Consider the following 26,790-nt stretch of genomic DNA (forward strand, 5'->3'; position numbering starts at 1 on the left):
GTGGGACCACCTGAATCCATGCCGAACTCAGCAGTGAAACGCCGTCGCGCCGATGGTAGTGTGGGGCCTCCCCATGCGAGAGTAGGGCACTGCCAGACATCACTTCAGACAGAGAAGCCATTCTTCACCGGATGGCTTTTTTGCGTTTAGGAATTTAATTACTTCATAGTTTGATATAGGCTATAACCTGCTATCGCCCCGGCTATATCATAAGCAATATCATGCCAACTCCAGCCGGTTCCTGATGGTCGACTATCATAAAGTTCTTTGGCTGCACCAATGCCAACTGATAGCAATACACCAAATTGCGCACTTTCACGGTGACGCCAATGTTGACGATCACCATAAGCATTGCCTGCTGCAGTGACAATGGCAGAAAACAAGAAATGCTGCGCTTTATCTTTTCCTGTCCAGTTGTCATTTGCTTGACGGATATTGGAGCAAGCCGTATTCAATAGGATAGGAGAAATCATTAATATATTTCTTATCAGAGTGATGATGCTTTTTTTCATGTAAGTTACGCCATGATTTATTCTTTTTAAAATCATAGCTGTTTGATAAATAAGATACAAAAAAATCCCCTCAGACAATAGTCAAAGGGGATTAAAAAAACGATAATATTTTATAAGTGGGTTATCTATTCTACAGTATCCTGCTGATCAATCGATCTACCCGAATACGGCGCAAGCGTCGTATCAGTTTGCGCACCTTAACAGGGTAGAGTTGGATACTTTCCAGCTCTTGATAATCGTGGATGATTTTTGTATGAGTACGGATGCAATCCAATTCCATTGCACGTTGTTCTTTCATCTCTTGTTGGGGGTCGTGAATAAGAATGGCATTTTCCAGATCCAATCCCCACGCACGAGGATTAAGATTATTACCAGTAATTAATTGCCATTTATTATCAATCCAAACCCCTTTTAAGTGATAAGTATTATCTTGATCTTTCCATAACCGAATAGTTAATTGCTGGCTATCAATAAACTTTTGCAGCCGACTAGTGAATCGACGTAAGTTAATTTCATACAGATAAGGCAATGCACCGATGATCCTAAATGGTTCTTCGGGTGGAATATAAAAATCGTTGGCTGTTTTATCTCCAATGATGATCTCAACTTGCTTTCCCTGACGGAGTAATCGGGATATTGCACGCACCAATACTGCCGGTAAATTGAAATAAGGTGTACAAATAACCAATTTGGTATCGGTGCAAGAAATGAGATGGCAAATTGTTTTATTCAGCTGATTCTTTTTACCCAATCCAACAAGGGGAGTTACCGCCAATTCTTCATTTGATGCTTGGTTTTCAAAGTGATATTCGGCATTTCTCAGTGAAGCACGAAATTGACGGATCAAATTTTTAATTTCAAGGCTGCGAGGACGGTTATAGCAGGCCAAGTTTTTTACGGCGTCAGCGCTAATAATATTGTCATCGATAAACTGCTTCATGGTTGCGGCAAGTTTTGCATTATGCAGCAAGTGATAACGGTCATAACGATATTTTTCATGGCGGTGCAGATAGACATCATTAATGCTGGCTCCGCTGTAAATAACCGTATCATCAAAAATAAAGCCTTTTAGATGTAAAACTCCCAATGCTTCACGTGTATTCACTGGAACACCCAGGATGGAAACGTTGACACCAGGGTAGCTTTCAGCCATGGAACAATACCAGTCTGCATTTGTTGCCGCTGCTTCTACACCAATACGGCCACGTTGGGCACGATGCCAATCAACCAGGACTTTTATGTCCAGCTCAGGGCGTTTTTGTTTGGCTACATATAACGCAGTCAGAATATCCCGCCCTGCATCGTCGTTTTCTAAATATAATGCGGCAATATAAATATGCCTTTGGGCGTTTGCTATACGTTCCAATAAAGTGCTGCGAAACACTTTAGATTCATAAAGTGTTTCAATGTCAGCAACTGATTGCGGTAGCTTAGGCAGTTGTGCAAGGTGTTGTTGGTGTTTTGCTTGTTTAAATTTGGACAACATCACAGTGCGTTTTTCTCTTAGTCTAGATGGAATCAATACCATCATAAGGTGTATGAATCAAAATGATCCGGTGATAATACCATTAGTTTGGCTCATTGTGAGTATGAATTAACTCCTATGAGCTGATTGCTTTAAGTCTGTGCGATCTATCACGAAGTGAGGTTTTTTTCTATTCATCATGCGATACATGTTGAATTTATTTTTGGCTATAGGCTTAACCTAAGATTAACAATCCCATCTTCTAACTGTATGTCGATGGTAAACCCAAGTTTTTTCGCAAGTTGGATCATGTTACGGTTTTCAGGCATAGTGATGGCTGTTAGTGTCTGGATACCATGTTCTCTTGTGTAGTTAATCAGTTTCGTCATAAGCTGATAGCCTAGCGTCATCCCCTTGAGATCTGATCGCACTAATATCGCAAATTCTGCCTCGATATTATCGGGATCAGCCATGGCCCGAGCGACCCCAATAATTTCAGGTGCTGTAGTTGGATGGCGGATGGCCACGAATGCCATTTCTCGGTCGTAGTCAATTTGGGTCATGTTTGCAAGATCATCATGAGTAAATTCGTTAATTTCACTGAAATAGCGATAATACAGATCTTCCTTTGTGACTTGGCCGATAAATGCTTTCAGCAAGGGTTCGTCTTCTGGCAGGATTGGTCGTAGCAAACATTTAAAATCATCTTTGATATAGATAGTTTCTTCCAGCTCATTAGGATAAGGCCGGATAGCCAGTCTTTTGTGGGGATCGCCGGTTACTGGTGTTAACTCCATTGTCACATCCAATAAAGCGAACTCATTACCTGATGCAAGCAGTGGATGGATATTCATTCGAATGATTTGGGGACAATCGATCAGAAGGTTAGATACTCTGACCAATAACTGGCTGAGGGCAAGAATGTCCAGCGGCAAAAGCGAACCGCCAGATTTGATTTTGCCACTTTTAATTGCCTGGATAACCAGATAACGGGCTAATGCCATATTAAGGGGAAGGAGGGCAACAGCAGCCTGTGTTTCATGCACCCAATCAACACCTCCCTCGCCTAGCATGATTAAGGGGCCAAATATTTCATCTTGCTCAATCGCAATTCTCAGCTCTTGTGTGCCAGCCCGATTAGCCATGCTCTGGACTAACAAGCCATGAATTCTGGCTTGTGGAAAGTTTTGTTTTACACGTTCAATAATCGCTTGTGTCGCGGCCTTGACTTCATCGGCATTGCGCAAATAAAGCATCACTCCCTGAACTTCTGACTTATGTGGAATATCAGGTGAGCGGAGTTTTAATGCGACGGGGTAGCCAATCTTTTCTGCGATATTCACTGCATCATCACTGGTATGAGCGATCCAGGTTGGTAAGGTATTCAGACCGTAAGCATCAAGAATAGGTTGTACTTCATGAGTATCTAATCGGACATTCCCGTTATCAAGCGCCTTCTGGATACACTCATGGGCTCTGGCGGTATTTGAGGTAATGCCGATTGGCAAAGAAGGGGTTTCTTTTAGTTGTTTTTGGTTTCGCTGGTATTCCACCATGTGCATGAAAGCGGTAATGGCACCTTCTGGTGTCCGATAAGTTGGAATACCTGCTTCACTGAACAGACGTCGGGCTTCCAGTGAAGAATATTCTCCGCACCAATTAGTGAAAATGGTGAGCCATTTACCGCGCGGATGTTCTTTAATGGTTCGTATAACCTGAACCGCTGTAGTTTGGCTGTGGGATATGGCACAAGGAGAGTGGATTAAGAGTAAGGCATCATAATCATGGCTATCCAAAAGCAGCTTGAGTGCAGCAATGTACCGCTCTGTTGAGGCGTCATCACCGACATCTAATGGATTACGTAAAAGGAGCGTGTCTGGAAGTATGCCAGACAACCCAGTCATCGTTTCCTCACTTAATATGGCGAGCTTGCCCGTTCTTCTGAATAGCTCATCCAGCGCCATTGCCGCTGGTGCTGCACCATTACTGACGATTAATAGACGTTCCCCACGTAATGGTCGCATAAAACTTAACGTTTCCACTGCGGAGAACATTTCATGTGTGTCCTGTACCCGCAATAATCCGGCACGTTGAATGGCTGCATCATAAGCCGCATCGAAATTTTGTTGTTCTCCCAGTAACTGCTGAGCTTTTCGGGTGCGACTGCTTTTCACGACCAGAATAGGCTTATTACGTGAGGCGCTTCGGGAAGCCGAAAGAAAACGTCGGGCATCACTGATATGTTCAAGATGCAACAAAATGGCACTGGTTTTACTGTCTCTTGCCAGAAAATCAAGCAGATCATCGATATCAATATCAACACTGTCACCCAAGGCAATAAAATACGAGAAACCAATATTACGGTGATTGGCCCAGTCCAGAATGGTGTTTGATATTGCGGCGGATTGTGAGATAAAAGCCAGTTTACCTTTAAGGATAGGGATCGGGGAAAAACTGGCATTCAACCCGATCCAAGGTGCTAAGATGCCAAGGCTATTGGGTCCGAGAATTCGGATATGATGTTTTTGGCTGCACTGTTTCAATTCAGTAAATTGTGATGGCGGAGAGGATAAAATAATAACGGTTTTGCATCCGTGTTGAGCCAGTTGCTCTAATAAGGACAAATTGCGACTGTGATGGGTGCAAATCACAGCCAGATCAGGAGTCAATGGTAATTTATCAATAGAAGGATAGGCTAACACCCCCAGAACGGCATATTTGTTTGGTGTGACGGGAAGAATAGGTCCAGTAAACCCGCCCATTAACAAATTTCGCATCAACATTGAACTGGCTTTTTCTGGTTTTTCAGAAGCACCAATAACGGCGATAGATTTAGGGCGTAACAATGCTTCAAGTCCGCGCTGGCTCATTTCTGGGTTCCTTATCCGTTATCACATCAATAAACAATCACTGTTGATTAAACAATTACCATGAATAACTTTAGCCACCATCAGTGACTTTAGCGCGGATTGTCAAGCATTACTGTGAGTTATTCCTACAGATGATTAGATTTTCCGGCCAGATATTGTTCACGAAAGTGGTTAAAATGGTTCAATAATGATTGTGACGCTTCAATATCCCCAGCCAATTCTAATGCTACCGCTGCGACTTCGGCAGTACAATGTTGCTCTGTTCTGGAAGGCACCCGAAGTAAATAGTCTATTTTGGCAATATTATTCATGGACAATAGAGGAATATCATCCAAATAAGGGCTTTTACGAAACATTTTTCTTGCCTCAGGCCAAGTACCATCCAATATAATGAACAGCGGTGGTTTCAGGGTATCAGGGATCTCCCGATACACTGTGCGAGGAGGTATCGCATAACTGTCTGGGAAGATCAGATAGGGTTGCCGGGTTGGATCGCGCAATACTTCAAGCAGTTGTTGATCAGGCTCGGTTCTGGACCAGAGAAAAGCCTGTGTATCGGGCAGGATATCTGCAATCAGCTTTCCGGTATTACTGGGTTTCATTGGTTCAGTATCAAACATGATGAGACAAAAGCGGCTTGCCGCATTGGCAGGTGAAATCATTTCACACAGACATTTTTTTTGGGGTAATAAACAATGCAGGCAACGCTGCACGCGACATCCCCTTGCCTGAAAAGGTCGGGTAGAACGGGCAAGGCGTCGCTGGCGAAGCTGATAAACGGCGTTGTTATTTCTCATTTAAGAACTCAAACAGGTTCGTGGATAAGACCAGTAGAAAATTAGCGGATATTTTAATGGATTGTCGTTACCAGAGGTAGCTTCGGGAGCGTACATCGGGTAATCTTCGCGCCATAACGCAGTTGGAGAAATAAATGAACGATTCCTATAGTGGTAAGAACGGCAAAGTCAAAGTCATGTATGTCCGAAATAGTGAGGACAATAACGATAGTCGCAAGGGCGGAGATCGTCGTAAGAATAGTGACAGCCGTAAAAATGATAACCGTCCGTTTGGTAGAGGACGTGAGCAGGGTGATCGCCGTCGTAGCAATGAACGCTCAGACGATCGCTCTCCATGGAAAACGATCTCTCGGCCAGAGGGAGAATCTTCTCTCCAGCCAGAACACAATGGCATCAGTGGAAAAAGTAACATTGATCCGGAACAGCTTCGTCGTCAGCGGTTAGAAGAAACCCGCATTTATGGAGAAAATGCGTGTCAGGCAATGTTCCAGAACCGCCCTGATGCGATCGTTCGGGCTTGGTTTGTTCAAACCGTCACTCCACGTTTTCGCGAGACTCTGAAATGGATGGCGGCCAATCGCAAGGCTTACCATGTGGTTGATAATGAAGAACTATCCAAGGCATCGGGCACAGAGCACCACGGTGGTGTCTGTTTCCTGATTAAGAAACGTAATGGCCTGGATGCAGAAACCTATTTGCAGAAGGCCCCTGCCAAAGATTGCGTTTTGGCATTGGAAAACGTAGGTAATCCACATAATCTTGGTGCAATTATCCGTAGTTGTGCGCATTTTGGCGTACAAGGTGTGATTTTGCAGGATACCGCGATGCTGGAATCAGGCGCGGCTGTTCGCACCGCAGAAGGCGGCGCTGAACACATTAAAGGCATTGATGCCGATGGGTTCACGGCTACACTGGATAAATTCCGCAACCAAGGCTACACAATTGTGACTACATCAAGCCATAAAGGTAGCACCGCGTTGGCACAAGCAACCTTACCAGAAAAAATGGTCTTGGTATTGGGTCAGGAAAGTGACGGATTAAGTGACAGCACTTGGGAAGATGGAGACATTCGTCTTTCTATTGGTGGAACGGGTTGGGTAGAAAGCCTGAATGTTTCTGTTGCAACAGGTATTATGCTGGCGGAGTGGTGGCGTCAGAATAAGATTTAATTTATCCCTGAAAGATACCAATCTAACTTCAAGTTGCCGTTTGCAAACCAACGAGAGTGTTTATATCTCCCCGCTACGCGGGGAGATATAAGACGCATCTTGAAAGGCGATTGGTATAGATCTCAAGTTGCTATTTTGTAAAAGAATAGTGATTTGAAGATAGAAAGAGATAGTTTAATTTTTATTATCGATAAAGCCCTGGCTAAATAGTCAGGGCTTTATTTTTTCCCTCATTTATTGAACTTGTTTTTATTATTTCAATAAAAAAACATCGTACAAATATAAATAAAAACATTTGTTATTATTTTCATTGAAAGTATTTAATTGGATTTTTTAACTAAAATAGCTCATTAAATAATCTACATAAAATTTATGCCATTTATAGTTTAACCCTATTATTAGTCGGTTCTATTAAACAAGTCAGTCAATTTCGCTAAATAGGCTACTTTTTTATGGTTGTTAATCATAATAATTTTCATTATCATTCTATGAAATAAAAAGAGAATAACCCTAATTTTCGTGAGCCAGAATTAAGACCCCACTCATTGGATAGCAATATTCAGAAGTTTATATAGAGATGTATCACCCTGTCAGCAGTGTTTATGTATGGAAACAGGTGGGTACAGGATATGAATAAAGGGCTTTATAAATGCGTTCGTTAAATACTCATTGGAATCATCAAACCTCCCATTTAACCAGGGAAAATGGGTTGCCTACTGTATTCATAGTTATCAACCACAACATCGGGATCAGATAGAAAAATTCCGCAAATTTGATCTATTTAAGCACGATTTTGTGCGTACCTGTCTGAACCGTCTGCAAATGGCGAATAACCAACAGATGATCGACCTTGATGATCGTGAGAAGAATCTGAAATTTGCCGGAACGTTAATGAATCCTCTTTACGCCTTGCGGGAAGGATATTCTGTCGTATTTGCGACAGATAAGTGATGGAAATATCAAGACAAACATAATACAAATCATTTTGGTAACGAGATAAATAGAGTGAAGAATTCAACTTTGCAACACAATCATTTACCTTATTGCCTGCTTGCGGGCTCTTGCTTGCTGCTAATATCGGATATTGTTGCGCGATTGCTGATATCCCCCGAAGAAATCATGGTTGGTATTATTACGGCGAGTATTGGTGCACCGCTGCTTTATCTGGTGGCGAAAAGCCGCTCCCAAAAGATGATGGCGGAGTAAATGATGACATTGATTCATTCACCCATGAGACAGCCCAACATTAAAACAGTTAAGATAGGCAATGTCGTTTTTATGACGCCAGAGTGGCAGATTATCCGGGTAGTTTGTTCCATTTTATTGCTGATTGTCGTGCTTTTTTACCTGTCCTTAGCAATGGGCAGGGAAGGGATGGATAATCCTTTTTTACTGACAGAAACACCTTATCAAGCCTTTATCTTAACGGAGATCCGTTTACCGAGAGCATTGGTGGCAATCGGGGCGGGAATAACATTGGCACTTTCTGGTTCCCTGTTCCAGCTTATGACTCGTAATGCACTTGGCAGCCCGGATATCATCGGTGTTAACGGTGGTGCGGCGGTTGGGATCGTCGTGGCAATGGTTGTGTGGCCGGAAATATTACCCGTTCCATTAGGCGCGCTATTGGGTGCCATCATTGCCGTATTGTTGGTCTATCTCGGTAATGGTGCAGGCGTTGGGAATATGCCGGCGAATAAGATCATTATTTCGGGAATTGCGATTGCGGCATTGTGCATGGCATTTGTTGAATTTGCCTCTGCGAATATTCGCCTTGAGCAAGCCCAACAACTGAAATCATTACTGAGAGGCAGTCTTGCCAGTCAAAACTGGCAAAATGTCGCATTGATCAGTGGAATGGTGTTGTTCATCCCGGTTTTATTTTGGCTAGGCAGGCAATTGAATTACACCCATTTTGGCAATGATATTGCCAATACCCTTGGGGTGCCTGTACACCTTATTCAGATAGCCAGCATCTTACTGGCAGTGACGTTTGCCACCCTGTCGGTATTGGTTGTTGGGCCTGTTGCATTTATCGCCTTGTCTGCCCCACAAATTGCCCGACGCTTGGTGCGAAATAAAGGTTCTGCCCTGTTTTGCACTGCGCTGGTGGGGGCTTTACTGATGCTGGCTTCTGATTTCATTACCTTGCTATTACCCACCTTTGCTCGTTTACCTGTAGGGGTTATTACAGCGGTAATGGGTGGCGTTTATTTGATGTATTTGCTGTATGCCGAATTAAGGAGGACACGATAATGCCATCGGATGCTTATTCCCTTGAAGTGGCTTCACGATTGAAAGCCCATGATCTTTCACTGGCATATGGTAAAAGAACTATTATTGATGGTGTTAACCTCGCGATCCACGATGGTGAGTTTAGTGTCATTATCGGCCCGAATGGTTGTGGAAAATCGACGTTGTTGAGGGCTATCAGTCGCAGTATGCCTCCCCAACGTGGTGAAGTTTTGCTGGATGGAAGCAACATCCATCGTTATAAACCTAAATTAGTGGCGCGTGAATTATCCTTGCTGACACAAGGTGCAGCCATCACTGAGGCACTGACGGTTTATGATCTCGTTTCTCGTGGGCGCTACCCTTACCAGTCTTTCCTGCGCCAATGGTCGGCGGAAGATGAGAGGGTCGTCAATGAAGCGCTGAAGGCCGTGGATTTATGGGATATGTCGCAAAAATTGATGAGCGAATTGTCGGGAGGACAGCGCCAGCGTGCTTGGTTTGCCATGACATTGGCTCAGCAGACGCCGATTATTTTGTTGGATGAACCGACCACTTATTTGGATATTGCTCACCAGATTGAATTGCTTGATCTTTGCCAGAGCTTGCACCGACAAGGCAAAACATTGGTGTTGGTTTTGCATGATATTAATCTGGCACTGCGTTATGCCTCTCGTCTGATTATGATGAAAGAGGGGCAGATTTATGCTGAGGGTATCCCTGAGGAAATTGTGACAGTACAGAATATTGCTGATGTATTTGGCTTGGCTTGCCGAATTATTCGCGATCCTGAATCTAACACACCGTTGATTATTCCTAAATATAAAACTATTGGGTGATAGGAGAATGTTGAATGGCAAATGAGAATAATCAAGGCCCTATTAAATCGATATCTGAAATAACGATTGAAGATATCACAAACCTATTTGATGGGGCATTTAGCCATTTTAATTCATCAATAAAAATAAATTCAGATAAAATCCCATCGGAAAGTATGGGGTTTTATCAATGGTCGAGTGATGAAACATTTCCATTATTGATAAAAAGCTACCAAGATTCATATTATAGTGACAATGAATTAAAACCCAATCAAAAAGGACTTTATTCTTTATGGGCACAGTGGTACTTTGGTTTAATTGTTCCGCCAATGATGTTAATGCTATTGGAATATCCTCAGGCGGTTAATACAGATTATAATCTTTTTCAGGTTGAGTTCCATGAAACGGGCAGGCCAAATGTTGTTTATTACCGGTTAACGTGGTTAGACGAATCAATATCTTTATTGGAGCGTTATCACTCTATGTTGGATAGACATATTATACCTGTGTGTGAGAAGATTGAATCCTATCGAGGAATAAATGGACGTTTATTGTGGAATAACATTGGCTATGTTATGCATTGGTACTTAAATAATTTCAAGGAAAGAATGGATGCAGATCAGTATGATACATTAATACAGGATCTTTTCTTTACACAAACTCTGCCTGATGGCAGGGATAACCCGCTTTATCGCACAGTGATTATGAGAAATAATGTCATACAGCGTCGCTGTTGCTGTCAGAGAAATAAACTACCAGGAGTAGGGAATTGTCACGATTGTCCTCTTGAATCGACTACATAGATAATTTCATTTATTTTAAAAATAAAAAATCGTCATGGATTGAGGATAAAGCAGCCAATTTGAGCGTTATGACCTGTTTACGCCAGAAATTAAACGTTGTTGTTTGAATCGATTACAAATTGCCAACAATCGCCAGATGCTTGATTTGTCTGATCCCGCGCAGAGTTTTAAGTTTGCGGATAATCTGGTGAATCCCATTGCCCAGTTTGCTAACAAACCTGAAACGATGAGGTAATTGGACAATTATTTCCCGAACCCTCTATTTGTAGGTTACTTCCTGACTCCTCGCGGCGCGAGGAGTCAGAAAACCTGATAGTTTGAGTATATCGCTATCATGAAAACCTATTCAGGGCAGGGATATTTTTCATAGCGGGAGCAACTACTCCCGCTAAGATCCTATTAATTTAATGCGCTCCCCCGTGGTCTTTGCCTCCGGCAGAAAAAGGTGGTTTTGCCAGCCAGATCAATAACGTCAAGAAAAGGAATACGCCGGCGGAAAACCAGAAGATCTCATTGGCAGAAATAATTAGCCCTTGATGAGTGATCTGTTTTGCCAGATAAGCGGATATTTGTTCATCATTCATACCCAATTGAGCCAATTGCTGATGTATTTGCTGATAATTAGGGTTATATGGATTGATGTACTCTGTCAGGTTCGAGTGATGCATCGATTCTCGTTGTGTCCACATTGTGGTGGTGAGAGATGTCCCTATTGAACCCGATAATATACGGGTAAAGTTTGACAGGCTGGAAGCGGAGGCCATTCGTTCTGGTGCTAACCCTGATAGGGTAATGGTGGTCAATGGCATAAAGAAACATGCCATCGCAAGCCCTTGAACAAACTGAGGCCAGGCAGTGGCAGCGAAATCCATGCCTGGTTCAAAAGTGTATGCCCGCCAATAGAAGCAAATAGCATAAGTGATGAAACTAAATGTCACTATATAACGCAAGTCTATCTTATGGCCAAACTTGCCAATGACGGGGGACAGCAATAGCGGCAGCAATCCTACCGGTGCGGCCGCAAAGCCAGCCCAGGTTGCGGTATAGCCGTAGACTTCTTGCAATAGCTGTGGCAGCAAAACAATCGAACCGAAGTACATCATGAAGCCGAGGCTAATGCTCAGAGTGCCAATGGAAAAATTGCGTAGCTTAAACAAAGACAGATCGATTATCGGATGATCATCAGTCAGTTCCCAGATGATCAGGAAAATAAGTGCGATGATCGCCGTAATAGTCAGGGTAATAATCTCGGTGGAGTTAAACCAATCAAGTTCCTTGCCTTGATCCAGCATAATTTGCAGGCTGCCAATACCAATCACCAGCAAAAACAGCCCAATAATGTCGATAGGGCGAATTTCTGTTTTTGTTTCCCTGCCCCGCAATAACTGCATGATGGCAAAGATAATTGCGATACCAAAGGGGATATTGATGTAAAAAATCCATCCCCAATGGTAGTTATCACTGATGTAACCGCCGAGGATAGGCCCACAAATGGGGGCAACAACAATCATTATCGACCATAGCGCCAATGCCATATTTCGTTTCGCCGATGGATAGTTATTTAGCAATAAACTTTGGCAAAGGGGGAGTACAGGGCCTGCGGCTAACCCTTGCATGACACGGAAGAAAATTAGCATGCTGAGGCTGTTGGAAAGACCGCACAGCCAGGATGAAAGGGTAAAAATTGCGGTAGACCAGAGGAACAATTTCACCTCGCCAAAGCGCTTCGCTAGCCAACCGGTAATGGGAATGGAAATGGCGTTTGCGACACCGAAGGAGGTAATCACCCATGTTCCTTGCGAGATTGATGCCCCTAGATTACCAGCAATCGTCGGTATGGCGACGTTGGCAATGGTAGAGTCGAGAACAAGCATGAAAGTTGCCATTGAAAGTGCAATGGTCAAAAAGGCGAGTTTCGCACCTGTAAGCGGTTCTCTTGTTACCATGAACCCCCCTTAAATTTGGTTCCCTGAGTTACTATTAATAATGTCAGTAACTATTTTGTTTGCAGGAGCCATATCTATCGTTAAGGCATTGGTCTGATAGGCCGGAAGCGTACGTTCAGTGGTTGCTAATACCGTTCCATCGGTGTTCGCGGTGTCCACGGTAACTTTTGTTGATAACCCAATTCGCAAGGGATGTTGCTTTACTTGTTCAGGATCAAGTTCAATACGGACTGGCAGGCGTTGTACAACCTTAATCCAGTTGCCGCTGGCATTTTGCGCTGGTAACAGAGAAAAGGCACTGCCGGTTCCCATATTAATCCCCGCGACCTTACCGGTATAGACAACATCATCACCATAGAAATCGCTGATGACGGTAGCGGGCTGCCCAATCCGCATGTTTGCCAGTTGGGTTTCTTTGAAATTGGACTCAATCCACATATTGTTGGCCGGTACAATCGCCATTAAGGGGGTTCCTGAATTGATACGAGAGCCTACCTGCACGCTGCGGCGAGCAACATAACCATCAACCGGGCTGACAACATGGGTTCTCTGTAAGGCGAGCCAGGCATCACGAACGCCAGAGGCCGCTTTTTCGACGGCTGGCTGTTTTTCCAGTGGAGTATCCAGAATAATGGCTTGATTGCTTTTATATTGGGCTATCGCGACATCCAGATCAGCTTGAGCAGTAGAGACAGCTTCTCGCATATGTTGCAACTCTTCTTTACCAATCAGCTCCTGAGTCCCCAATATTTCCCTTCGGTTAAGATCATGTTGGGCTTTTCTGAGGGCAATTTTTTTCAGCTCAATGATAGCTTGGTATCTTTTACTGTCGATCATGTGCTGATGGGTGATCCGGACAGTATTGGCTAATTCATTTTTAGCGCTTTCCAACGCTAATTCGGCGTCACGGGGATCGAGTTGGACAAGAGGCTGACCACTTTTCACAAAATCAGTATTGTCAAAATTGACAGTCACGACGCTGCCTGCAATTTGCGACATTATTTGGATCTGATTACCCGTAACATAGGCATTATCAGTTTCCTCATGGTGACGTAAAGTGAGAAACCAATAAACGGTATAACCGGCCCCAAGCAAAAGGAAGAACAACGTCAATAACGTAATGGTACGGCGACGTTTCTGTTTTTTGAGATCATTTTTTATTTTTACCTTTGAAGAAGATTGCCTTTCGCTTGAGGATAGCGTGCTTTCGTTAGACGGAAGTGGTGCTTTCTCACTAATACTCATGGAGAGTCTCCGTATTTGTTCTTAACTTATAATTAATTGTATGGCCCCGATTGGAAAAAAACACGATTCCAGTAGTGTGCATTTACACTACTGGAAGGGGCAAACGATATGGATTTAATTATTACCTGAAGATAATAGCCAGCCATACGAAGTATCCGATGATACAGGCTAGCAGAAAAGTTTTTTTAGATTATGTTGCTATAACGTGTTTTCTGTTTTGTTGATCTAAGACTGCTCAGAAAACGGACAGACAATCACTTACTTAAACAATCCCCAATATTATCTAATTGCCCCAAGATTTTTCTCATCAGTTTTTCTAACTGTTTTTTCTCCTCGGAATCAAGAATAGACCAAAGTTTAATTAGGCACTCATGCTGTGGTGGCAGTAAACTATTCAAAAAAATTGAACCTTTTTCTGTAAGATGAAGATGAAGACAACGGCGGTCGTTGTGGCTCTCCTTCCTCTCTATCCAACCTTGCTTTTCTAATTCATCTGCAATTCGGGTTGCATTTGTACGGGAAGAGCCTAATGCAGCGCTAAGTTCTGATGGCTGAATGCTACGACTTTCTTTGGTATCCAGAATCATCAGAGCCATAAACAAGGTTTCATTGATTCCTTGTGCTTTCAGCATGTTGTTGCGATTTTCCAGAAGTTTATTCTGGACATGCATGGATAAGCGAGTGAGTAATATCTCTTGGTAGGGCAAACTTTTTTGCTGTGATACACGGCAATTAAGTAACTCTTCTGTGGGAGTGAATGAACTTTCCATTGTTTAGATACCTTATTAGTTTCAACCGGTAAAGTAACTTTTGTTAAAAACCATACAAATACTATATTAAAAGTTAAATTTAGCAATTGTAGTTATTTATTATCATCATATTTCTTTTAATATTGATACCTAATTCATAAATACTTTGAATGCTATCCCAAAGATTAAGGCACCAGATAGTGTGGAAATGATGATGCTTCGTGTTTTATAGAAGAAAAAGCAGATAGTTAGGCAACCCATTAACGTCGGAAAAAGTTTGCTGTGCTCTTTCATGGCGTCTGGAATGCTTGAGACGATGAGGAGTGAGCAAATTGATGCGATACCAATGCTGTCGAGTATGACTCCCATTTTCCCTTTTTTTCCTGCCGGTGAGTGATTGGCTCCTAAACGCAGAGGAAGATAGCGGAATAGAAAATTGGCAGCGCCTACAATAAGTCCAATAAAAAGTATTTTATTATCAATCATATAATTTTATAGTCATGTAATGCATTAATCATGCAAGGTATTGGCATTCGATTGTGTGTTTTTAGTTTGCAACAGTGCGGCTAAGCATCCACCCATGATCCCCGCAAGAATGGCGATAGGGATTGAAAAAAATGTAATGCCTACTAAAGCGCCCAATAAGGAAGCGGTAATACAGTAAGTATGCTGCTTTTGGAAAGAGGCTAATAAAAAACTTAAAAACAGAGCCGGAAGCATAAATGTCATGGCCGCTTCAACGGCGGGATAAGAATTCAGATAACCATTACCCAGGATGGCTCCTGCTACAGTACCCAATACCCAAGAGAGCCAGGAGCATATTGCAATGGCCATCATCCAGTTTTCACTCCAACTTCGCTGGTCTTTAATGAGTTTGGTTGTTGCTGCGGCAAAAACTTCATCAGTCAGGCCAAAGGCCCAAATCACGGTTTTCTTTTCCGAGAGTTTTTGTTTAATGCGATAGCGTAAGGCAGGGCCATACAAAATATGGCGGATATCCATTGCCATTACTGTCAGTGCAGAAACCCACAGCGACATTCCGGCGCTCAATAAGGCAGTAATCACAAACTGGCTGGCTCCGGCATAAATGACACATGAAAAAAATATGGCCTCTATGGGAGTAAATCCCAGTTTAGTGGCGCTTAAACCAAATGCAAAAGAGATGGGAATATAGCCAATAGCGATTGGAAGACTATCAAAAATACCTTCTTTAAATGAAGAAACCTTGTTTGGTAGAGGCTTCCCAGGTTCTGATGTATCAGAGGCTGATGTATCAGGTGCAGATTTCTCAAGCATTGACATGGAGTATTTTGTTTTTTTGTTAACAGATAAAACAACCTTAACAAAATATGATGAAAGTGAAAATATAAAATATATAAATTATTTAAATAATGTCATTCAGAACAATGGGATTGGTGGTCGTAGAGGAATAGATACGGAGTAGCCGTGAATTTTTGTTAATGTTTTCACGGCTACATAGGTTACTACACAGCGTAAAAGAAAAGTTAATTTATGCTTTATCAGCGGCTTCTCTGGCTGCTTTTAGCCAACGATCTACCGTTGCCTGATGTGATTTGATCCAATATTCAGCCTGGCGTTCAATATCAGCTTCTGACGTTTTAGCACTATGCATAAGCCGATTTTGAGCACTAATATCCGCAATAGGCAAGGTCATTACAGCAAACAGTTTCGCCGCAGCGGGGTTCTTTTCTGCCCACGCTTTGTTTGCCACGATGTGCATGGTACTGGGAGGAAAACCATAGTTACGGCCGTTAGGCAACTGAGTATCGATAGTTTCTCCCTCACCGGTAGCAGAGAAGGGGACTTGCAGCCAGATGACATCTTTTCCGGGTTTCAGGACATCACTCACCCAGTAAGGTGTCCAGGTATAATAAAGGATAGGCTTACCAGCCCGATAACGGGCAATAGTATCAGCCATCATGGCGGCATAATTGCCTTGGTTTTGTTCCACCGTATTTTTTAATCTATAAGCCGCTAAGTGATGGTTGATTGCGCTTTCACATCCCCATCCAGGGTTACAACCTGTCAAATCTGCTTTTCCATCGCCATTACTATCAAACAACTTGGCAAGTTTAGGATCTTTTAATTGAGCAATATTGGTGATGTGATATTTTTCTGCGGTTTTTTTATCAATCAGATATCCCTGAGCCGCATTGACGACATAATTTCCCTTGCGATAGAAGACATTATCTCCTCCAGCAGCTTTGTATGGGGCATCATGGAGTGGAACCCAATTGACGGTCATAAATGTGGCATCACCAGAAGCAATGGAAGTGTAAGCGACGTTATAATCAACTTCCTTGATCGGTTTGACATCATAGCCAAGTTTTTCCAACGCTTTGCAGACAATCAACGTCTGAAATGTTTCTTCGCTGATTGTACTTTGTAGTGGTTGCACACTAATGCCTTTGCCGGGAAATTCAGTCGCAGCAAATGCTGTGGATGTTAAGGAGAGGCTCGTGAATATTATCAGGAGCGTTCCAGAAATTATCCCCTTATTGATGATCTCTTTGCATAAGGTGATTATGCGCATGGTGATTTCCTCCTTTTGTTGCCAGATCGGATGTTGTTTTGGACGTATTATTTTGACTGGCGCGATTTTGATAGATGGTTTTTTTTCTTAATTGCGTGAATTGAGAGAAAAAGTAGGCGAAGCAATCCTATTGGCCCAGAGTGATACCAGTGTCCCCCTCTGGCTCGATGATTCTTGCCCAGGGATTGCGTCAGGCGATCAAGGATAATGGCAAGAAGGACAATGCCCGTACCGCCAACGGCGGCCAATCCTATGTCAAGGCGGCCAATACCACGCAATACCATTAATCCCAAGCCGCCAACCGCAATCATGGAAGCTATGACGACCATGGAAAGCGCTAACATCAATGTTTGGTTCACACCAGCCATAATCGTCGGCATCGCTAGCGGCAGTTGAACTTTGAACAACATCTGCCTTGGGCTTGCTCCAAATGATCTGGCGGCTTCAATTAAATCTGATGGAACTTGCTTTATTCCCAGAATGGTCAGGCGAATAATGGGAGGTAACGCAAAAATGATAGTAACGATGACGCCAGGGACATTACCTATGCCAAACAGCATGACGATGGGAACCAGATAAACAAAAGCCGGCGTGGTTTGCATAGCATCCAGCAAGGGGCGAACAATCTTGGCCAGCCGCTCATTACGCGCCAACCCAATACCGAGAGGAAGCCCAATGATAAGGCAGAATAGCAGGGCTGTCAGCACCAGAGCCATGGTTACCATGGCTTCTGACCAGGCTCCAATGGCACCGATCATGATCAGTGAAATGAAAGAGAGCACACCGATTCCTGCTCCGGCAAGTTGCCAGGCCAGCAAGGCAAAAAATAAAATGGTAATGGGTGGGGGCAATGTCATCAGGAATTGTTCAAAACCGCTGAGGACAAAATCGACCGGCACACGGATCACCTGAAAAACAGGGCGAAAATGTATGACAACCCAATCGACAATATGAGTTACCCATGAGTCAAACGGAATGAGTTTGTGCTGAAAAGGTGACATGAGATTAAAGTGTTCAGCAGGGATGTCGGTTGGCGATGTATTCAGCCAATCAGGGTTTTCTGGTGGAGAAGTGGCTCCACTGTCCATCCAGGGATCACTATTGATGTTGGGATCAGTGACTGTTTGTGGAGAGTTATTGTCCATTGGGTGCCTCCTTATCTAAGGCCTGTAGCAATATTCCTTTGGAAATGACACCTAAATAACGACTATTGTCACCTACGACAGGCACCGCGCAGGGAGATTGCGCGACAGTCGATATCAATTCATTCAACGGAATATCTGCCGAAACGGCGATGGGTGTTTCCAATATGGCATGTTCAATGGATTTCTTTTCTGCCAACGCCTGTTGCAGGGAGTTGACAGAGACCACTCCAATAAATTTTTGGCCTTTTTCGATCAAATAGCCATAGTTCCTGTCCTCATTATCCAGCACTTTTAATGCCGAGCGCGGGCCAAAGCCGGCAGCGGCATGGAGCAATGTTGCTGGTCGACGGCGGGCAATATCTTTGGCTGAGAAAACATGGCCGACATCCACACCACGGAAGAAAGTTTTGACATAATCATTAGCGGGGCTATTCATGATTTCATCAGGTGTTCCGACCTGGACGACAATACCATCCTGCATGATGGCAATGCGATCACCGATGCGCATAGCTTCATCCAAATCGTGGGAAATAAACACAACGGTACGTTGATGCTCCCCTTGCAAACGTAGTAACTCATCTTGCATTTCGGCACGGATTAGGGGATCAAGGGCCGAGAAGGCTTCATCCATTAACAGAATATCGGGATTGTTAGCCAACGCTCTGGCTAAGCCAACCCGTTGTTGCATACCCCCGGACAGTTCATCAGGATAGGATAGGGCGTAGCTTTCGAGATTGACTTGTTTCAGCGTTTCAAAGGCTTTTTGATGGCGCTCGTCTTTAGGAATGCCCGCAAGATCCATACCAAACGCGGTATTATCCAGAATATTCAAATGCGGCATAAGCGCAAATGACTGGAAAACCATGCTGATTTTGCTACGTCTAACATTCCGTAACTGGGTTTCGGTGATGGTGGAAATATCTTCACCGTCGATAAGTACATGGCCTTTGGTAGGCTCTATCAGACGATTGAGAAGACGTACTAGAGTGGATTTACCTGAACCAGATAATCCCATAATCACAAATACTTCGCCTTCTTCAATGGCCAGATTGACATCCTGGACACCGACGGTAAGACCTGTTTTTTCAAATATTTGCTCTTTGCTGAGACCCGACGCTAATAACTTAAATGCAGTCTCAGGATTATTGCCAAATATTTTATAGAGGTTCTTAACTTCAAGTTTAATGCTCATGGAATAAATATTTCCTATTATTGATGATATGTTGAGGTTGATTACTCCAGCGCTATTTTACCAACATATACCCTAACATATTAAAATACGCTGACAACCCCTTATTTAACATCATTAATACAATGGTTATGTTTCCTATGGCATAATATGGGGGTGAGAAAATGGATTTTTGGATAATTATTTAGAGAAATTCAGCTCAATAAATGAATTGAATTTCAGAAAACAATGAAAGATTATTATCCTGTATAAAATTAATTTATTTATATGTTTAGGGTATTATTTTGATTTTTTACATTTTCTTGGTTTTTTATTCTTTATTTTTTGGTTATCAGTGTGGGGGTTATCATTGCATAAAAATCCATAAAAAAGTGATGGGATAAAATTATCATCGCGATATATTTAATATTTATGGGGTTGTTGAATATGATTCTATGTTTAAGGCTTTAAAATGGAGTTTTTTGGGATATAAGTGAGGATATAACAAAAGAGTATGTTGTTTATATTTGTTGTTTTTTGTTATTTATTAACCATATTGAATGGAATTGAAATTAAGTAGCTAAATGTTTATTTTGTTTTTTCTATTCTTGGAGTGTTTATGGCTAATTTTTCAGTGAGTTTTTTATATTAAACAGAATGTTAACAGATATGAAATGTAATACTTAAGGCTGGGTGAAATAATTAATTTAAATTCATTGGTTATCGTTCATTATTTCACTGTGCTAAGGATAGAAAAGGGGTCTTGTTCAGAAAAAAGTCAGATGCTTGAGTGATTGGGAGATGATCTTTATCACAGTTTATCAGTTAACGCTTTTAATGCTTGGGGATAACTGGCTTTTTCACACCATTGAGTGCATTGGTTGCAGTGTAGTGTATCTCTTTTAGGGGAATTTCCCCCAATTGTCGTTTTCTAACCTAGAATAGACCAATGATATGCCTCTGTGTGTCATAAAGGATAACACTTTTAGCAAAATTTAGGGGTGGTATATTATTTAATAATAATAAAAACGAACACATGTGTATTATATTGAGATAATTTAATTGTGAAATTAGAGCTATATATAGTTATCTGTTTTGATTTTTTGTCTACATGTGGTGTTTTGATCTTTTTTAAATAGGTGACATTAAAAATAAAGTGTCATAACTTATTGGCAGAGCCATAATTTTAATTGTCAGAGGGCGCGATGGTTTCTTTATCAAATTGTCAGATGTGTAATCGAATTCATCATTGCAAAGTGATGAATGGGCGCTTTAGGCTAGTACAGAAATTTTTAATAATAAATTAAATGGAGGTTAGTTTATGTATCATCATTACCTGAATACTCCAGAAGGATTTCCCAAGCCTTATGTACATATCACTGCGGACGATGAAGGAGTAAGTAGTATCTATTTCGTCAATGAAAAGAAAGAATTAGAATCAAAAAATGGGATGACCAAACAGTGCGCGAAAGAGTTACAGGAATATTTTAAAGGGAAACGGCTAACGTTTACCGTTCCTTTAAGCATGCAGGGCACTGAATTCCAAAAGCGCGTTTGGCAGCAGCTTTGCAAAATTCCTTATGGAGAAATGTGGAGTTATAAAAAACTGGCACTCACGTTAGGTTCGGTCAATTATTGTCGTGCGGTCGGCATGGCAAATTCACGCAATCCTGTTTCATTAATTGTGCCTTGTCATCGGGTGATTGGACATGATGGTAAATTGGTTGGCTATACCGGTGGGCTGGATATCAAAAGGTGGCTACTGGAACATGAAAAGAGCAGAAAGGTGAAAAGTAAACAGAATTAAAATAAAACGCTAATTTATTTGTGAAACCACTATTGGTGTATAAAATCAATTAAATGTAAGTGTTGATATTTCCCCGCGAAGCGGGGAGATATCTGATGCATATTTCACAATCATAACCTCAAAATCATTATGAAATTTAATTTGGAAAAAGAATATTATATAATAAAGCATAAGATAATGGGTCATTAAGAGAAATAACACCTGTTACTTCTTGTATTATTTGTTCTTTATGAGGAAATCTAAGTAATAAATCAGCCGCAGCCCAATCTTTAAACATTCCTCTATAGTTGTTCATCCCCCACAGTTGTAGTATTTGTGACATTCTTATCTCATCAAAAGGTGTTTGATGTGTAAAATTATAATCAATGAGTGAACGTATTGTATTAGTATTGGTAACGTGTGTTACAGCAGTATCATCAGTAATAAATTGCGCATATAATCTTAAATAAATACTGTCTGTAATATTCACATGAGTACTTTGTTCAGTAAAAAGTTTTACTGAAACAGAATTATCTATTCTCCATATATTACTTCCACTGGAAGTTTCCCAAAAACCTAATTTTAAAACCTTTCCATAAGTTGATTGATACTCGTAAGGATTAGCTATACTCCTACTCAGATTATCCAAATTAATTTCGATATTATTTATCTGGCTATTGCCTATAGTTTCCACAATATCTCGGCCAGCCTGGTTCTTAATCTGCCTGAAACTGCGTACATACTCTGTTTCTCTTACAGTCAGAGAGCCAGCCGTAGTGTAGCTATGGCTACTTCCCGCCACCTCTGCCCCCCTGCCACTCAGGCCATGAGAAAAACTCTCGGTTAACCTTTCACCGGTTTGCCGCATTCCCCGCGCCAGCCCGCCCAGCAGCCCGCTGCCTAAACTTAATGCTCCCAGGGAGAGGGATACCCAGCCCAGCACCGCTGATGCCTGCGGGTTGCTCTCTTCCATCGCCGCACTGGTAATTCCGGTCGCATCGCCCAAAAAGCCGATCCCCGCTAAAATCGCGCCGCTAATTGTCAGAGACGCACCTCCCGTCGGGATCGCCATTGCCAGCCCAATGACCAGACCTATTGTCCCAAAGACAATGCCCAGAATACTGCCCAGGCTTATATGCCCGCTGGGATCGCTCCGGTTTATCGGATCACCCAAACAGTATGCATAGGGGTTCAGCCCCCCGGCACCAAACGGGCTTAAGCTATCCGGGGCAGTAAACCGCATGAGTACCGGATTGTAGGTCCGGTAGCCATTGCCCAGATGATAACCGCCGCCCACCGGATCGAAGGCTTCCCCGGTATACGCGGGCTGAGCGGGATCCTGTTCGTTTGTTGCCTGCTGCCCATACGGCGTGTAGCGATAGCGGGTCAGGGTATCGGGATGCTGTAGGCTCACCAGCACACTGCCTTGCTGGTCAGTACCCAGTAAATGCGTGCCACTGTCGGTGACGGTTGCCGCCGGCACGCCGTTCGCCTGTACCCGGTGGGTTTCTGTCCCGCTTTCCCGCAATACTTCCATCACCCGTATGTTGCCCCAATAATACAGTTCCTGCGTCTGTGTATCGTTCAGTCGTTGCAGTGCCAGCCGACCCGCCGCATCGTACCCGTAACCACAGGTGTTTTCGTTCAGCGTGGCGGAGGTGAGCTGGCCCAGCGCATCGTAGGTAAGCTCTCGCCCGGCCTCATCCCGGATCAGCCGCCCGTTTTTATCGTAAGCCAGCGTAATTTCCGCCGGATAGCCCGGATGGGTATGAGTAATACGCTGTAACTGGCAGGCATCGGACGGGCTGTAACTGAACGTCGCCGTATCACTGCTGCCATCCGCCAGCGTGGTGATACAAGTCAGGATATTACCCAGCCGATCATAAGTGAACTGCTGGCGGGTCAGCGTCATACCATAAGCATCCCGTGGGCACTCGCTCCCCGTGCACTGATAATCCGTCAGCCAGCGGCGGGCAGGGTCGTAAGTGTAGCTTTCCTGCCGTAACAATCCGGCCTGTTGTGAGTGGGTCGCCCGGCTCGCTATCTGACCGATAACGGTATAGGTCTGCGTCAGCGTCAGTATGTCGGTGTCGCTTTCAATCCGGCGTTCCGTTTCCCGGCCAAAATCATCCCACTTCAGCGTAGTCATCAGTTGCTGCGTTGTTTTTTTATCCTGTACCGTCCAGCGGTTAAGCCGGCTGGCGGCATCATAGGAAAAGGTCACACTGAGAGCCTCGTCAGCCATTTCAACCGGCCGCCCCAGCGTATCAAAACGCAGCCGCTGGGTTCGGTTTTCCGCCGTTGAAAATCCCCGGTATTCTGTCAGCCTGCCCGCTGGCGAGTAACGGTATTCTGCGTTCCGGGCCGCGCCTGCACCGGTATCGTCAAAACGCACACTTTCCTGCTGTAACTGCCCGTCCGGGGTATAATTGAGTTGCTGAACAGCCTGCTGTGCCGTCACCGCCCGGACCATCGCGCCGGTTTTAGCCTCATAGGTAAAGTTTTGCTGGATACCCGTGGTGATCATCTGGAGCAACGCGTTGCCCAGCCGGGGTTCATGTTGTTGCTGCGATGTCTGCCCCTGCGCATCGGTGACCGCTATCGGTGCCGGATTATTGGCCTGATAGGTCGCCCGGTGGGTACGGTCGCTAACCGTGGTGGATATCACCCGGTGCAGGCTGTCAAACTCACGGATACCCAGCACTTTTCCGTCGGCTTCTATCTGTGTCAGTAACGCCCCGACGCTGAACGGCGCATAACTTTTGCGCACCACGGTGCCATCGCTGTACTGGATCACCGATACCCGGTTAAAGGCATCATAACCGTACTCGGTCTTCTGCCCCAGCGCATCCACCGTGGCGCGTAATCGCCCCAGTCCGTCATAATCGTTTTGTTGCTGGCTGGCCGGTTGTCCCTGACTGTCATATTGCGTTACGGTCAACGGCTGGTGCCGCAGGTCGTAGACGGTTTCTGTATAACTGAACGACAGGCCATCCGCTTCCATCTGATGCCGGGTTGTCAGCGTGACCGGATCATACTCCTGCCGCAACCGTTTTCCGGTGTCATCCGTGACCAGGCAGGGTTGACCCCAGTTGTTGTAAGTGGTTTGCTGGCGAACGGAAACCTGCCTGACCTGTGCCTCTTTTTCCGGATCTGTTTCCGTTGGTAACCAGTCATGGTAGGTTTTCGTGATAGCCCGGCCCCAGCTGTCCCGCTCGATGCCCGACACTTGACGCCAGCCCGCCGCTTCCTGCCCTTTCGCCAGTATTTCCTTTTGATAAGGCTGTCCTTTTCCGTTAAACCGGGTGCGTGTCTGATTGCCCCAAACATCCTGTTGGGTGGTGGTGGGCACGTTATTTTCTTCAATGGTATAAGTAAACTGAATATCGCGGGCGTAATCCGTGCCGGCATTATCCTCCTGTTTCAGCAGGCGTCCCAGTGCATCATAGGTATAGTGTGCCGTACAATTCAGTGGGTCTTGTCCCCGCAAGAGTTTGCCGCTGACACACGATGTCACCTGGAGGCCACTGACGGTCAGCCCGTCATGTCCGCACCACTGCACGGTATTTTGCAGCTCTCCGTCTGTCAGGCTGTAGCTGAAGCGCGTCTGGCTGGTCCAGTGCGGCAAGGTGTCCGTTGACCTGTTATCCGGCGCGCTGTAGACCGTTTCTTCAATCAATGCCACCCGCCCGTGGTGGGGCTGATCCGGCTGATCCACATAATGGGTTTGGCTGGCTTGCAGTAACTGGCTGCCGCTGTACATTTCTTGCCGGGTACACACCACGGCATAGGTGTTCGGGCTGCCGGAACGGGTGGATAAGGTTTCATAACGATAGCGCACGTGATGCACCGGCGCATCGTTATAGCCCGCTGTCGGTGCTGGCGTCACAGTTTTAGATTTAACGTAACGCACAAACCCGTGGGGGTCCGCCGGACACTGATCGGTTTCCCCTTCTGCGGGGTAATATACCCATTCAGTACGGGTGCCATCCGGGGCGACCTGAACGGTCGGGTTGCCCGCCGCATCAAATTCAGTCTGCGTCACTTCTTCCCGCTGGCCACTGTCACTGATAAAACGCACTGTCGCGGATTGCGGTAACTGGAACTGCGGCGGCTGGTTATCAAAACTTTGTCCAATGTGGGCATAATATTTTGTCTTGTGCTGACGCTGACAACTGTTTTGCTGTGCGTTTTCTGAAATCAGCAGGTGGTAATTATTGTAACGCCGGGTAATATGCCGCTGTTCTGTGCCATTATTCCAATGCTCGGTTGAGCCGTAGTGATAATTTGTCAGGACCCCGTAGAGATAGTCATCATTCTCATTCCAGCTCCCATGACTGCCGTACCCCAGAAAATTATATTCGGTATATTCATAGTCCCTGATGATGTCAGAACCTGGCTTGATTTGTTGAGTGTGCCGGGTGACATAAGGCAACGGTGGCAGGTGGGCGTCACTGGGGAAGTCATGCCCCTCCAAATCGTAATTCACAAATTCAGTCATGCCGGTCGGTGATGAAATCCGGGTTAAGAATCCGCTGCCTGAGTCATACCCCAGTTTCCAGCTTAACGTTTGGTCACCCGACTCATTATGGATCTGAGTCACCCGGTCATTCTCAAAGTTTAATCGGATAACATAAGATTCCGGTGTGTCGGGCCAGACCATAATCCGGGTATAGATAGCCGTATGATACTGGATTTTTAACAGCACCTGACTTTCGTCTGAGACTGAAACAAGGCGGGGGATTGGCTTCCCCCCATAATCCCAATCCAGTGTCAGAGTACATCCCAGTGGGTTGATAATGTGAGTGGGGACTTTGAGATCATAAAGATTCCGGGGACCGGTCAGTATTTCCACCTGACCGGATTTATGGATGACCCGGTAAACATTTTGTTCGACATCTTTTTCAAACCGAATCACATCCTGCTTGTATTGTTTCAAAAAGACCCGCTCATCGGTTTCAAAGACTTTATACTGTTCGCCGGTTGAAAGCATTAACAACCGGTGTTCCGCATTATAGTGCGTGAGCCCCAGCGAAAAACCGATGCCAAAACCAATATTGCCCGAATTGAGCGGGCTATAAGACAGTGCGAAAGTCTGCTCTGGCCCAAGCTGGTTATTGCCGATAAGGTGTGCCAGCGGCATCGCGTAATTAAATAACCCGGTACGCGGATCGACTTGGCCCGTTGCTGTGCTCTGAAAATTAGCGGCCTGGGAGAAAAAATTATCACTCATCTTAATCACCTGTCTTTGAGAGCAGAATATTGTGGTCGTTAAAACGCGATATACCAATCGCCTTTCAAGATGCGTCTTATATCTCCCCGCGAAGCGGGGAGATATAAACACTCTCGTTGGTTTGCAAACGGCAACTTGAAGTTAGATTGGTATATACCCGTCGTCTTTCAAGTTGCCGCTTTGTTGGCTGCGCTCATTCACCCCAGTCACAGAGTTATCTATGCTCCTGGGGGTTCATTCCCTTGCCGCCGCGCTGCATCTTGAAATCCATAGGGTATAGACTGTTTTACCCTTCCTG

The 26,790-nt window shown here is 44.3% G+C and carries 18 protein-coding genes, 1 rRNA gene and 2 pseudogenes; 8 read left to right on the forward strand and 13 right to left on the reverse strand.

Annotation, left to right across the window (positions count from 1 at the left end):
- Nucleotides 1–98, forward strand: a 5S ribosomal RNA gene (gene rrf, locus Xkoz_RS14800); the annotation flags it as partial.
- Between the two features lie 60 nt (nucleotides 99–158).
- Here rrf and Xkoz_RS14805 read toward each other — a convergent pair.
- The 4 genes from Xkoz_RS14805 to Xkoz_RS14820 all read right to left on the reverse strand — a co-directional run bounded on the left by Xkoz_RS14805 (nucleotide 159) and on the right by Xkoz_RS14820 (nucleotide 5,644).
- Nucleotides 159–473, reverse strand: a complete 315-nt coding sequence (locus tag Xkoz_RS14805) for a YfiM family lipoprotein (protein ID WP_244183424.1) — start codon at nucleotides 471–473, stop codon at nucleotides 159–161.
- 169 nt (nucleotides 474–642) lie between these two features.
- A complete protein-coding gene (pssA, locus tag Xkoz_RS14810) occupies nucleotides 643–1,998 on the reverse strand; it encodes a CDP-diacylglycerol--serine O-phosphatidyltransferase (RefSeq protein WP_167386566.1) in 1,356 nt (451 codons plus the stop codon).
- A 206-nt stretch (nucleotides 1,999–2,204) separates the two neighbouring features.
- Nucleotides 2,205–4,847: a bifunctional acetate--CoA ligase family protein/GNAT family N-acetyltransferase gene (locus Xkoz_RS14815; RefSeq protein ID WP_099141496.1), complete on the reverse strand. Its 2,643-nt coding sequence runs from the start codon at nucleotides 4,845–4,847 to the stop codon at nucleotides 2,205–2,207.
- 125 nt (nucleotides 4,848–4,972) lie between these two features.
- Nucleotides 4,973–5,644, reverse strand: coding sequence for a tRNA-uridine aminocarboxypropyltransferase (locus tag Xkoz_RS14820; RefSeq protein ID WP_099141497.1), 672 nt, complete (start codon nucleotides 5,642–5,644; stop codon nucleotides 4,973–4,975).
- A 134-nt stretch (nucleotides 5,645–5,778) separates the two neighbouring features.
- Between Xkoz_RS14820 and Xkoz_RS14825 the strand changes: the two genes are divergently transcribed.
- The 6 genes and pseudogenes from Xkoz_RS14825 (at nucleotide 5,779) to fhuF (ending at nucleotide 10,666) form a co-directional block, all read left to right on the forward strand.
- Complete coding sequence (locus Xkoz_RS14825) at nucleotides 5,779–6,813, forward strand: tRNA/rRNA methyltransferase (protein WP_099141498.1); 1,035 nt, start codon at nucleotides 5,779–5,781, stop codon at nucleotides 6,811–6,813.
- A 708-nt stretch (nucleotides 6,814–7,521) separates the two neighbouring features.
- Nucleotides 7,522–7,764: pseudogene (locus Xkoz_RS14830) on the forward strand (ferric iron reductase); the annotation flags it as partial.
- An 84-nt stretch (nucleotides 7,765–7,848) separates the two neighbouring features.
- Nucleotides 7,849–8,019, forward strand: a pseudogene (locus tag Xkoz_RS14835) (iron chelate uptake ABC transporter family permease subunit); the annotation flags it as partial.
- Nucleotides 8,020–8,022: 3 nt separating this feature from the next.
- Nucleotides 8,023–9,069 carry a FecCD family ABC transporter permease gene (locus tag Xkoz_RS14840; RefSeq protein ID WP_099141545.1) on the forward strand — a complete coding sequence of 349 codons (1,047 nt, stop codon included), beginning with the start codon at nucleotides 8,023–8,025 and terminating at the stop codon, nucleotides 9,067–9,069.
- Nucleotides 9,069–9,884 (forward strand): ABC transporter ATP-binding protein, encoded by an 816-nt coding sequence (locus Xkoz_RS14845; protein ID WP_099141499.1) that lies wholly within the window; start codon nucleotides 9,069–9,071, stop codon nucleotides 9,882–9,884. Before Xkoz_RS14840 ends, Xkoz_RS14845 begins: the two co-directional genes overlap by 1 nt.
- A gap of 14 nt (nucleotides 9,885–9,898) precedes the next feature.
- Nucleotides 9,899–10,666, forward strand: a complete 768-nt coding sequence (fhuF, locus tag Xkoz_RS14850) for a siderophore-iron reductase FhuF (RefSeq protein ID WP_099141500.1) — start codon at nucleotides 9,899–9,901, stop codon at nucleotides 10,664–10,666.
- Nucleotides 10,667–11,070: 404 nt separating this feature from the next.
- On the opposite strand, the gene emrB is transcribed toward fhuF, so the two are convergent.
- The 8 genes from emrB to proV form a co-directional block, all read right to left on the reverse strand.
- Entirely contained in the window at nucleotides 11,071–12,612 is a 1,542-nt protein-coding gene (emrB, locus tag Xkoz_RS14860; RefSeq protein WP_099141501.1) for a multidrug efflux MFS transporter permease subunit EmrB, read from the reverse strand.
- A gap of 9 nt (nucleotides 12,613–12,621) precedes the next feature.
- Entirely contained in the window at nucleotides 12,622–13,857 is a 1,236-nt protein-coding gene (emrA, locus tag Xkoz_RS14865; protein ID WP_099141502.1) for a multidrug efflux MFS transporter periplasmic adaptor subunit EmrA, read from the reverse strand.
- Nucleotides 13,858–14,111: 254 nt separating this feature from the next.
- The gene (mprA, locus tag Xkoz_RS14870; protein ID WP_099141503.1) at nucleotides 14,112–14,627 is read right to left on the reverse strand and encodes a transcriptional repressor MprA; all 516 of its coding nucleotides are present in this window, start codon (nucleotides 14,625–14,627) and stop codon (nucleotides 14,112–14,114) included.
- Nucleotides 14,628–14,756: 129 nt separating this feature from the next.
- Nucleotides 14,757–15,092, reverse strand: a complete 336-nt coding sequence (gene ygaH / locus Xkoz_RS14875) for an L-valine transporter subunit YgaH (RefSeq protein WP_099141504.1) — start codon at nucleotides 15,090–15,092, stop codon at nucleotides 14,757–14,759.
- A 24-nt stretch (nucleotides 15,093–15,116) separates the two neighbouring features.
- A complete protein-coding gene (locus Xkoz_RS14880; RefSeq protein WP_099141546.1) occupies nucleotides 15,117–15,902 on the reverse strand; it encodes an AzlC family ABC transporter permease in 786 nt (261 codons plus the stop codon).
- A 214-nt stretch (nucleotides 15,903–16,116) separates the two neighbouring features.
- Nucleotides 16,117–17,160 (reverse strand): glycine betaine/L-proline ABC transporter substrate-binding protein ProX, encoded by a 1,044-nt coding sequence (proX, locus tag Xkoz_RS14885; protein ID WP_099141505.1) that lies wholly within the window; start codon nucleotides 17,158–17,160, stop codon nucleotides 16,117–16,119.
- A gap of 47 nt (nucleotides 17,161–17,207) precedes the next feature.
- The gene (gene proW, locus Xkoz_RS14890; RefSeq protein WP_099141506.1) at nucleotides 17,208–18,305 is read right to left on the reverse strand and encodes a glycine betaine/L-proline ABC transporter permease ProW; all 1,098 of its coding nucleotides are present in this window, start codon (nucleotides 18,303–18,305) and stop codon (nucleotides 17,208–17,210) included.
- Nucleotides 18,295–19,497, reverse strand: a complete 1,203-nt coding sequence (proV, locus tag Xkoz_RS14895) for a glycine betaine/L-proline ABC transporter ATP-binding protein ProV (RefSeq protein ID WP_099141507.1) — start codon at nucleotides 19,495–19,497, stop codon at nucleotides 18,295–18,297. Before proV ends, proW begins: the two co-directional genes overlap by 11 nt.
- A gap of 1,297 nt (nucleotides 19,498–20,794) precedes the next feature.
- Between proV and Xkoz_RS14900 the strand changes: the two genes are divergently transcribed.
- On the forward strand, nucleotides 20,795–21,280 hold the full coding sequence (locus Xkoz_RS14900) for a methylated-DNA--[protein]-cysteine S-methyltransferase (RefSeq protein ID WP_099141508.1): 486 nt from the start codon (nucleotides 20,795–20,797) through the stop codon (nucleotides 21,278–21,280).
- A gap of 136 nt (nucleotides 21,281–21,416) precedes the next feature.
- Here Xkoz_RS14900 and Xkoz_RS14905 read toward each other — a convergent pair whose 3' ends face one another.
- Nucleotides 21,417–26,492: an RHS repeat domain-containing protein gene (locus Xkoz_RS14905; protein ID WP_099141509.1), complete on the reverse strand. Its 5,076-nt coding sequence runs from the start codon at nucleotides 26,490–26,492 to the stop codon at nucleotides 21,417–21,419.
- Nucleotides 26,493–26,790 lie beyond the last annotated feature (298 nt).

Source organism: Xenorhabdus kozodoii (genome assembly GCF_002632875.1).
Classification (GTDB): Bacteria; Pseudomonadota; Gammaproteobacteria; order Enterobacterales; family Enterobacteriaceae; genus Xenorhabdus; species Xenorhabdus kozodoii.

Excerpts from the sequence above, each read along its gene's own strand:
- Xkoz_RS14805 (WP_244183424.1), bottom strand. The coding sequence starts at position 473 with ATGATTTCTCCTATCCTATTGAATACGGCTTGCTCCAATATCCGTCAA.
- pssA (WP_167386566.1), bottom strand. The coding sequence starts at position 1,998 with ATGTTGTCCAAATTTAAACAAGCAAAACACCAACAACACCTTGCACAA.
- Xkoz_RS14815 (WP_099141496.1), bottom strand. The coding sequence starts at position 4,847 with ATGAGCCAGCGCGGACTTGAAGCATTGTTACGCCCTAAATCTATCGCC.
- Xkoz_RS14820 (WP_099141497.1), bottom strand. The coding sequence starts at position 5,644 with ATGAGAAATAACAACGCCGTTTATCAGCTTCGCCAGCGACGCCTTGCC.
- Xkoz_RS14825 (WP_099141498.1), top strand. The coding sequence starts at position 5,779 with ATGAACGATTCCTATAGTGGTAAGAACGGCAAAGTCAAAGTCATGTAT.
- Xkoz_RS14840 (WP_099141545.1), top strand. The coding sequence starts at position 8,023 with ATGACATTGATTCATTCACCCATGAGACAGCCCAACATTAAAACAGTT.
- Xkoz_RS14845 (WP_099141499.1), top strand. The coding sequence starts at position 9,069 with ATGCCATCGGATGCTTATTCCCTTGAAGTGGCTTCACGATTGAAAGCC.
- fhuF (WP_099141500.1), top strand. The coding sequence starts at position 9,899 with ATGGCAAATGAGAATAATCAAGGCCCTATTAAATCGATATCTGAAATA.
- emrB (WP_099141501.1), bottom strand. The coding sequence starts at position 12,612 with ATGGTAACAAGAGAACCGCTTACAGGTGCGAAACTCGCCTTTTTGACC.
- emrA (WP_099141502.1), bottom strand. The coding sequence starts at position 13,857 with ATGAGTATTAGTGAGAAAGCACCACTTCCGTCTAACGAAAGCACGCTA.
- mprA (WP_099141503.1), bottom strand. The coding sequence starts at position 14,627 with ATGGAAAGTTCATTCACTCCCACAGAAGAGTTACTTAATTGCCGTGTA.
- ygaH (WP_099141504.1), bottom strand. The coding sequence starts at position 15,092 with ATGATTGATAATAAAATACTTTTTATTGGACTTATTGTAGGCGCTGCC.
- Xkoz_RS14880 (WP_099141546.1), bottom strand. The coding sequence starts at position 15,902 with ATGCTTGAGAAATCTGCACCTGATACATCAGCCTCTGATACATCAGAA.
- proX (WP_099141505.1), bottom strand. The coding sequence starts at position 17,160 with ATGCGCATAATCACCTTATGCAAAGAGATCATCAATAAGGGGATAATT.
- proW (WP_099141506.1), bottom strand. The coding sequence starts at position 18,305 with ATGGACAATAACTCTCCACAAACAGTCACTGATCCCAACATCAATAGT.
- proV (WP_099141507.1), bottom strand. The coding sequence starts at position 19,497 with ATGAGCATTAAACTTGAAGTTAAGAACCTCTATAAAATATTTGGCAAT.
- Xkoz_RS14900 (WP_099141508.1), top strand. The coding sequence starts at position 20,795 with ATGTATCATCATTACCTGAATACTCCAGAAGGATTTCCCAAGCCTTAT.
- Xkoz_RS14905 (WP_099141509.1), bottom strand. The coding sequence starts at position 26,492 with ATGAGTGATAATTTTTTCTCCCAGGCCGCTAATTTTCAGAGCACAGCA.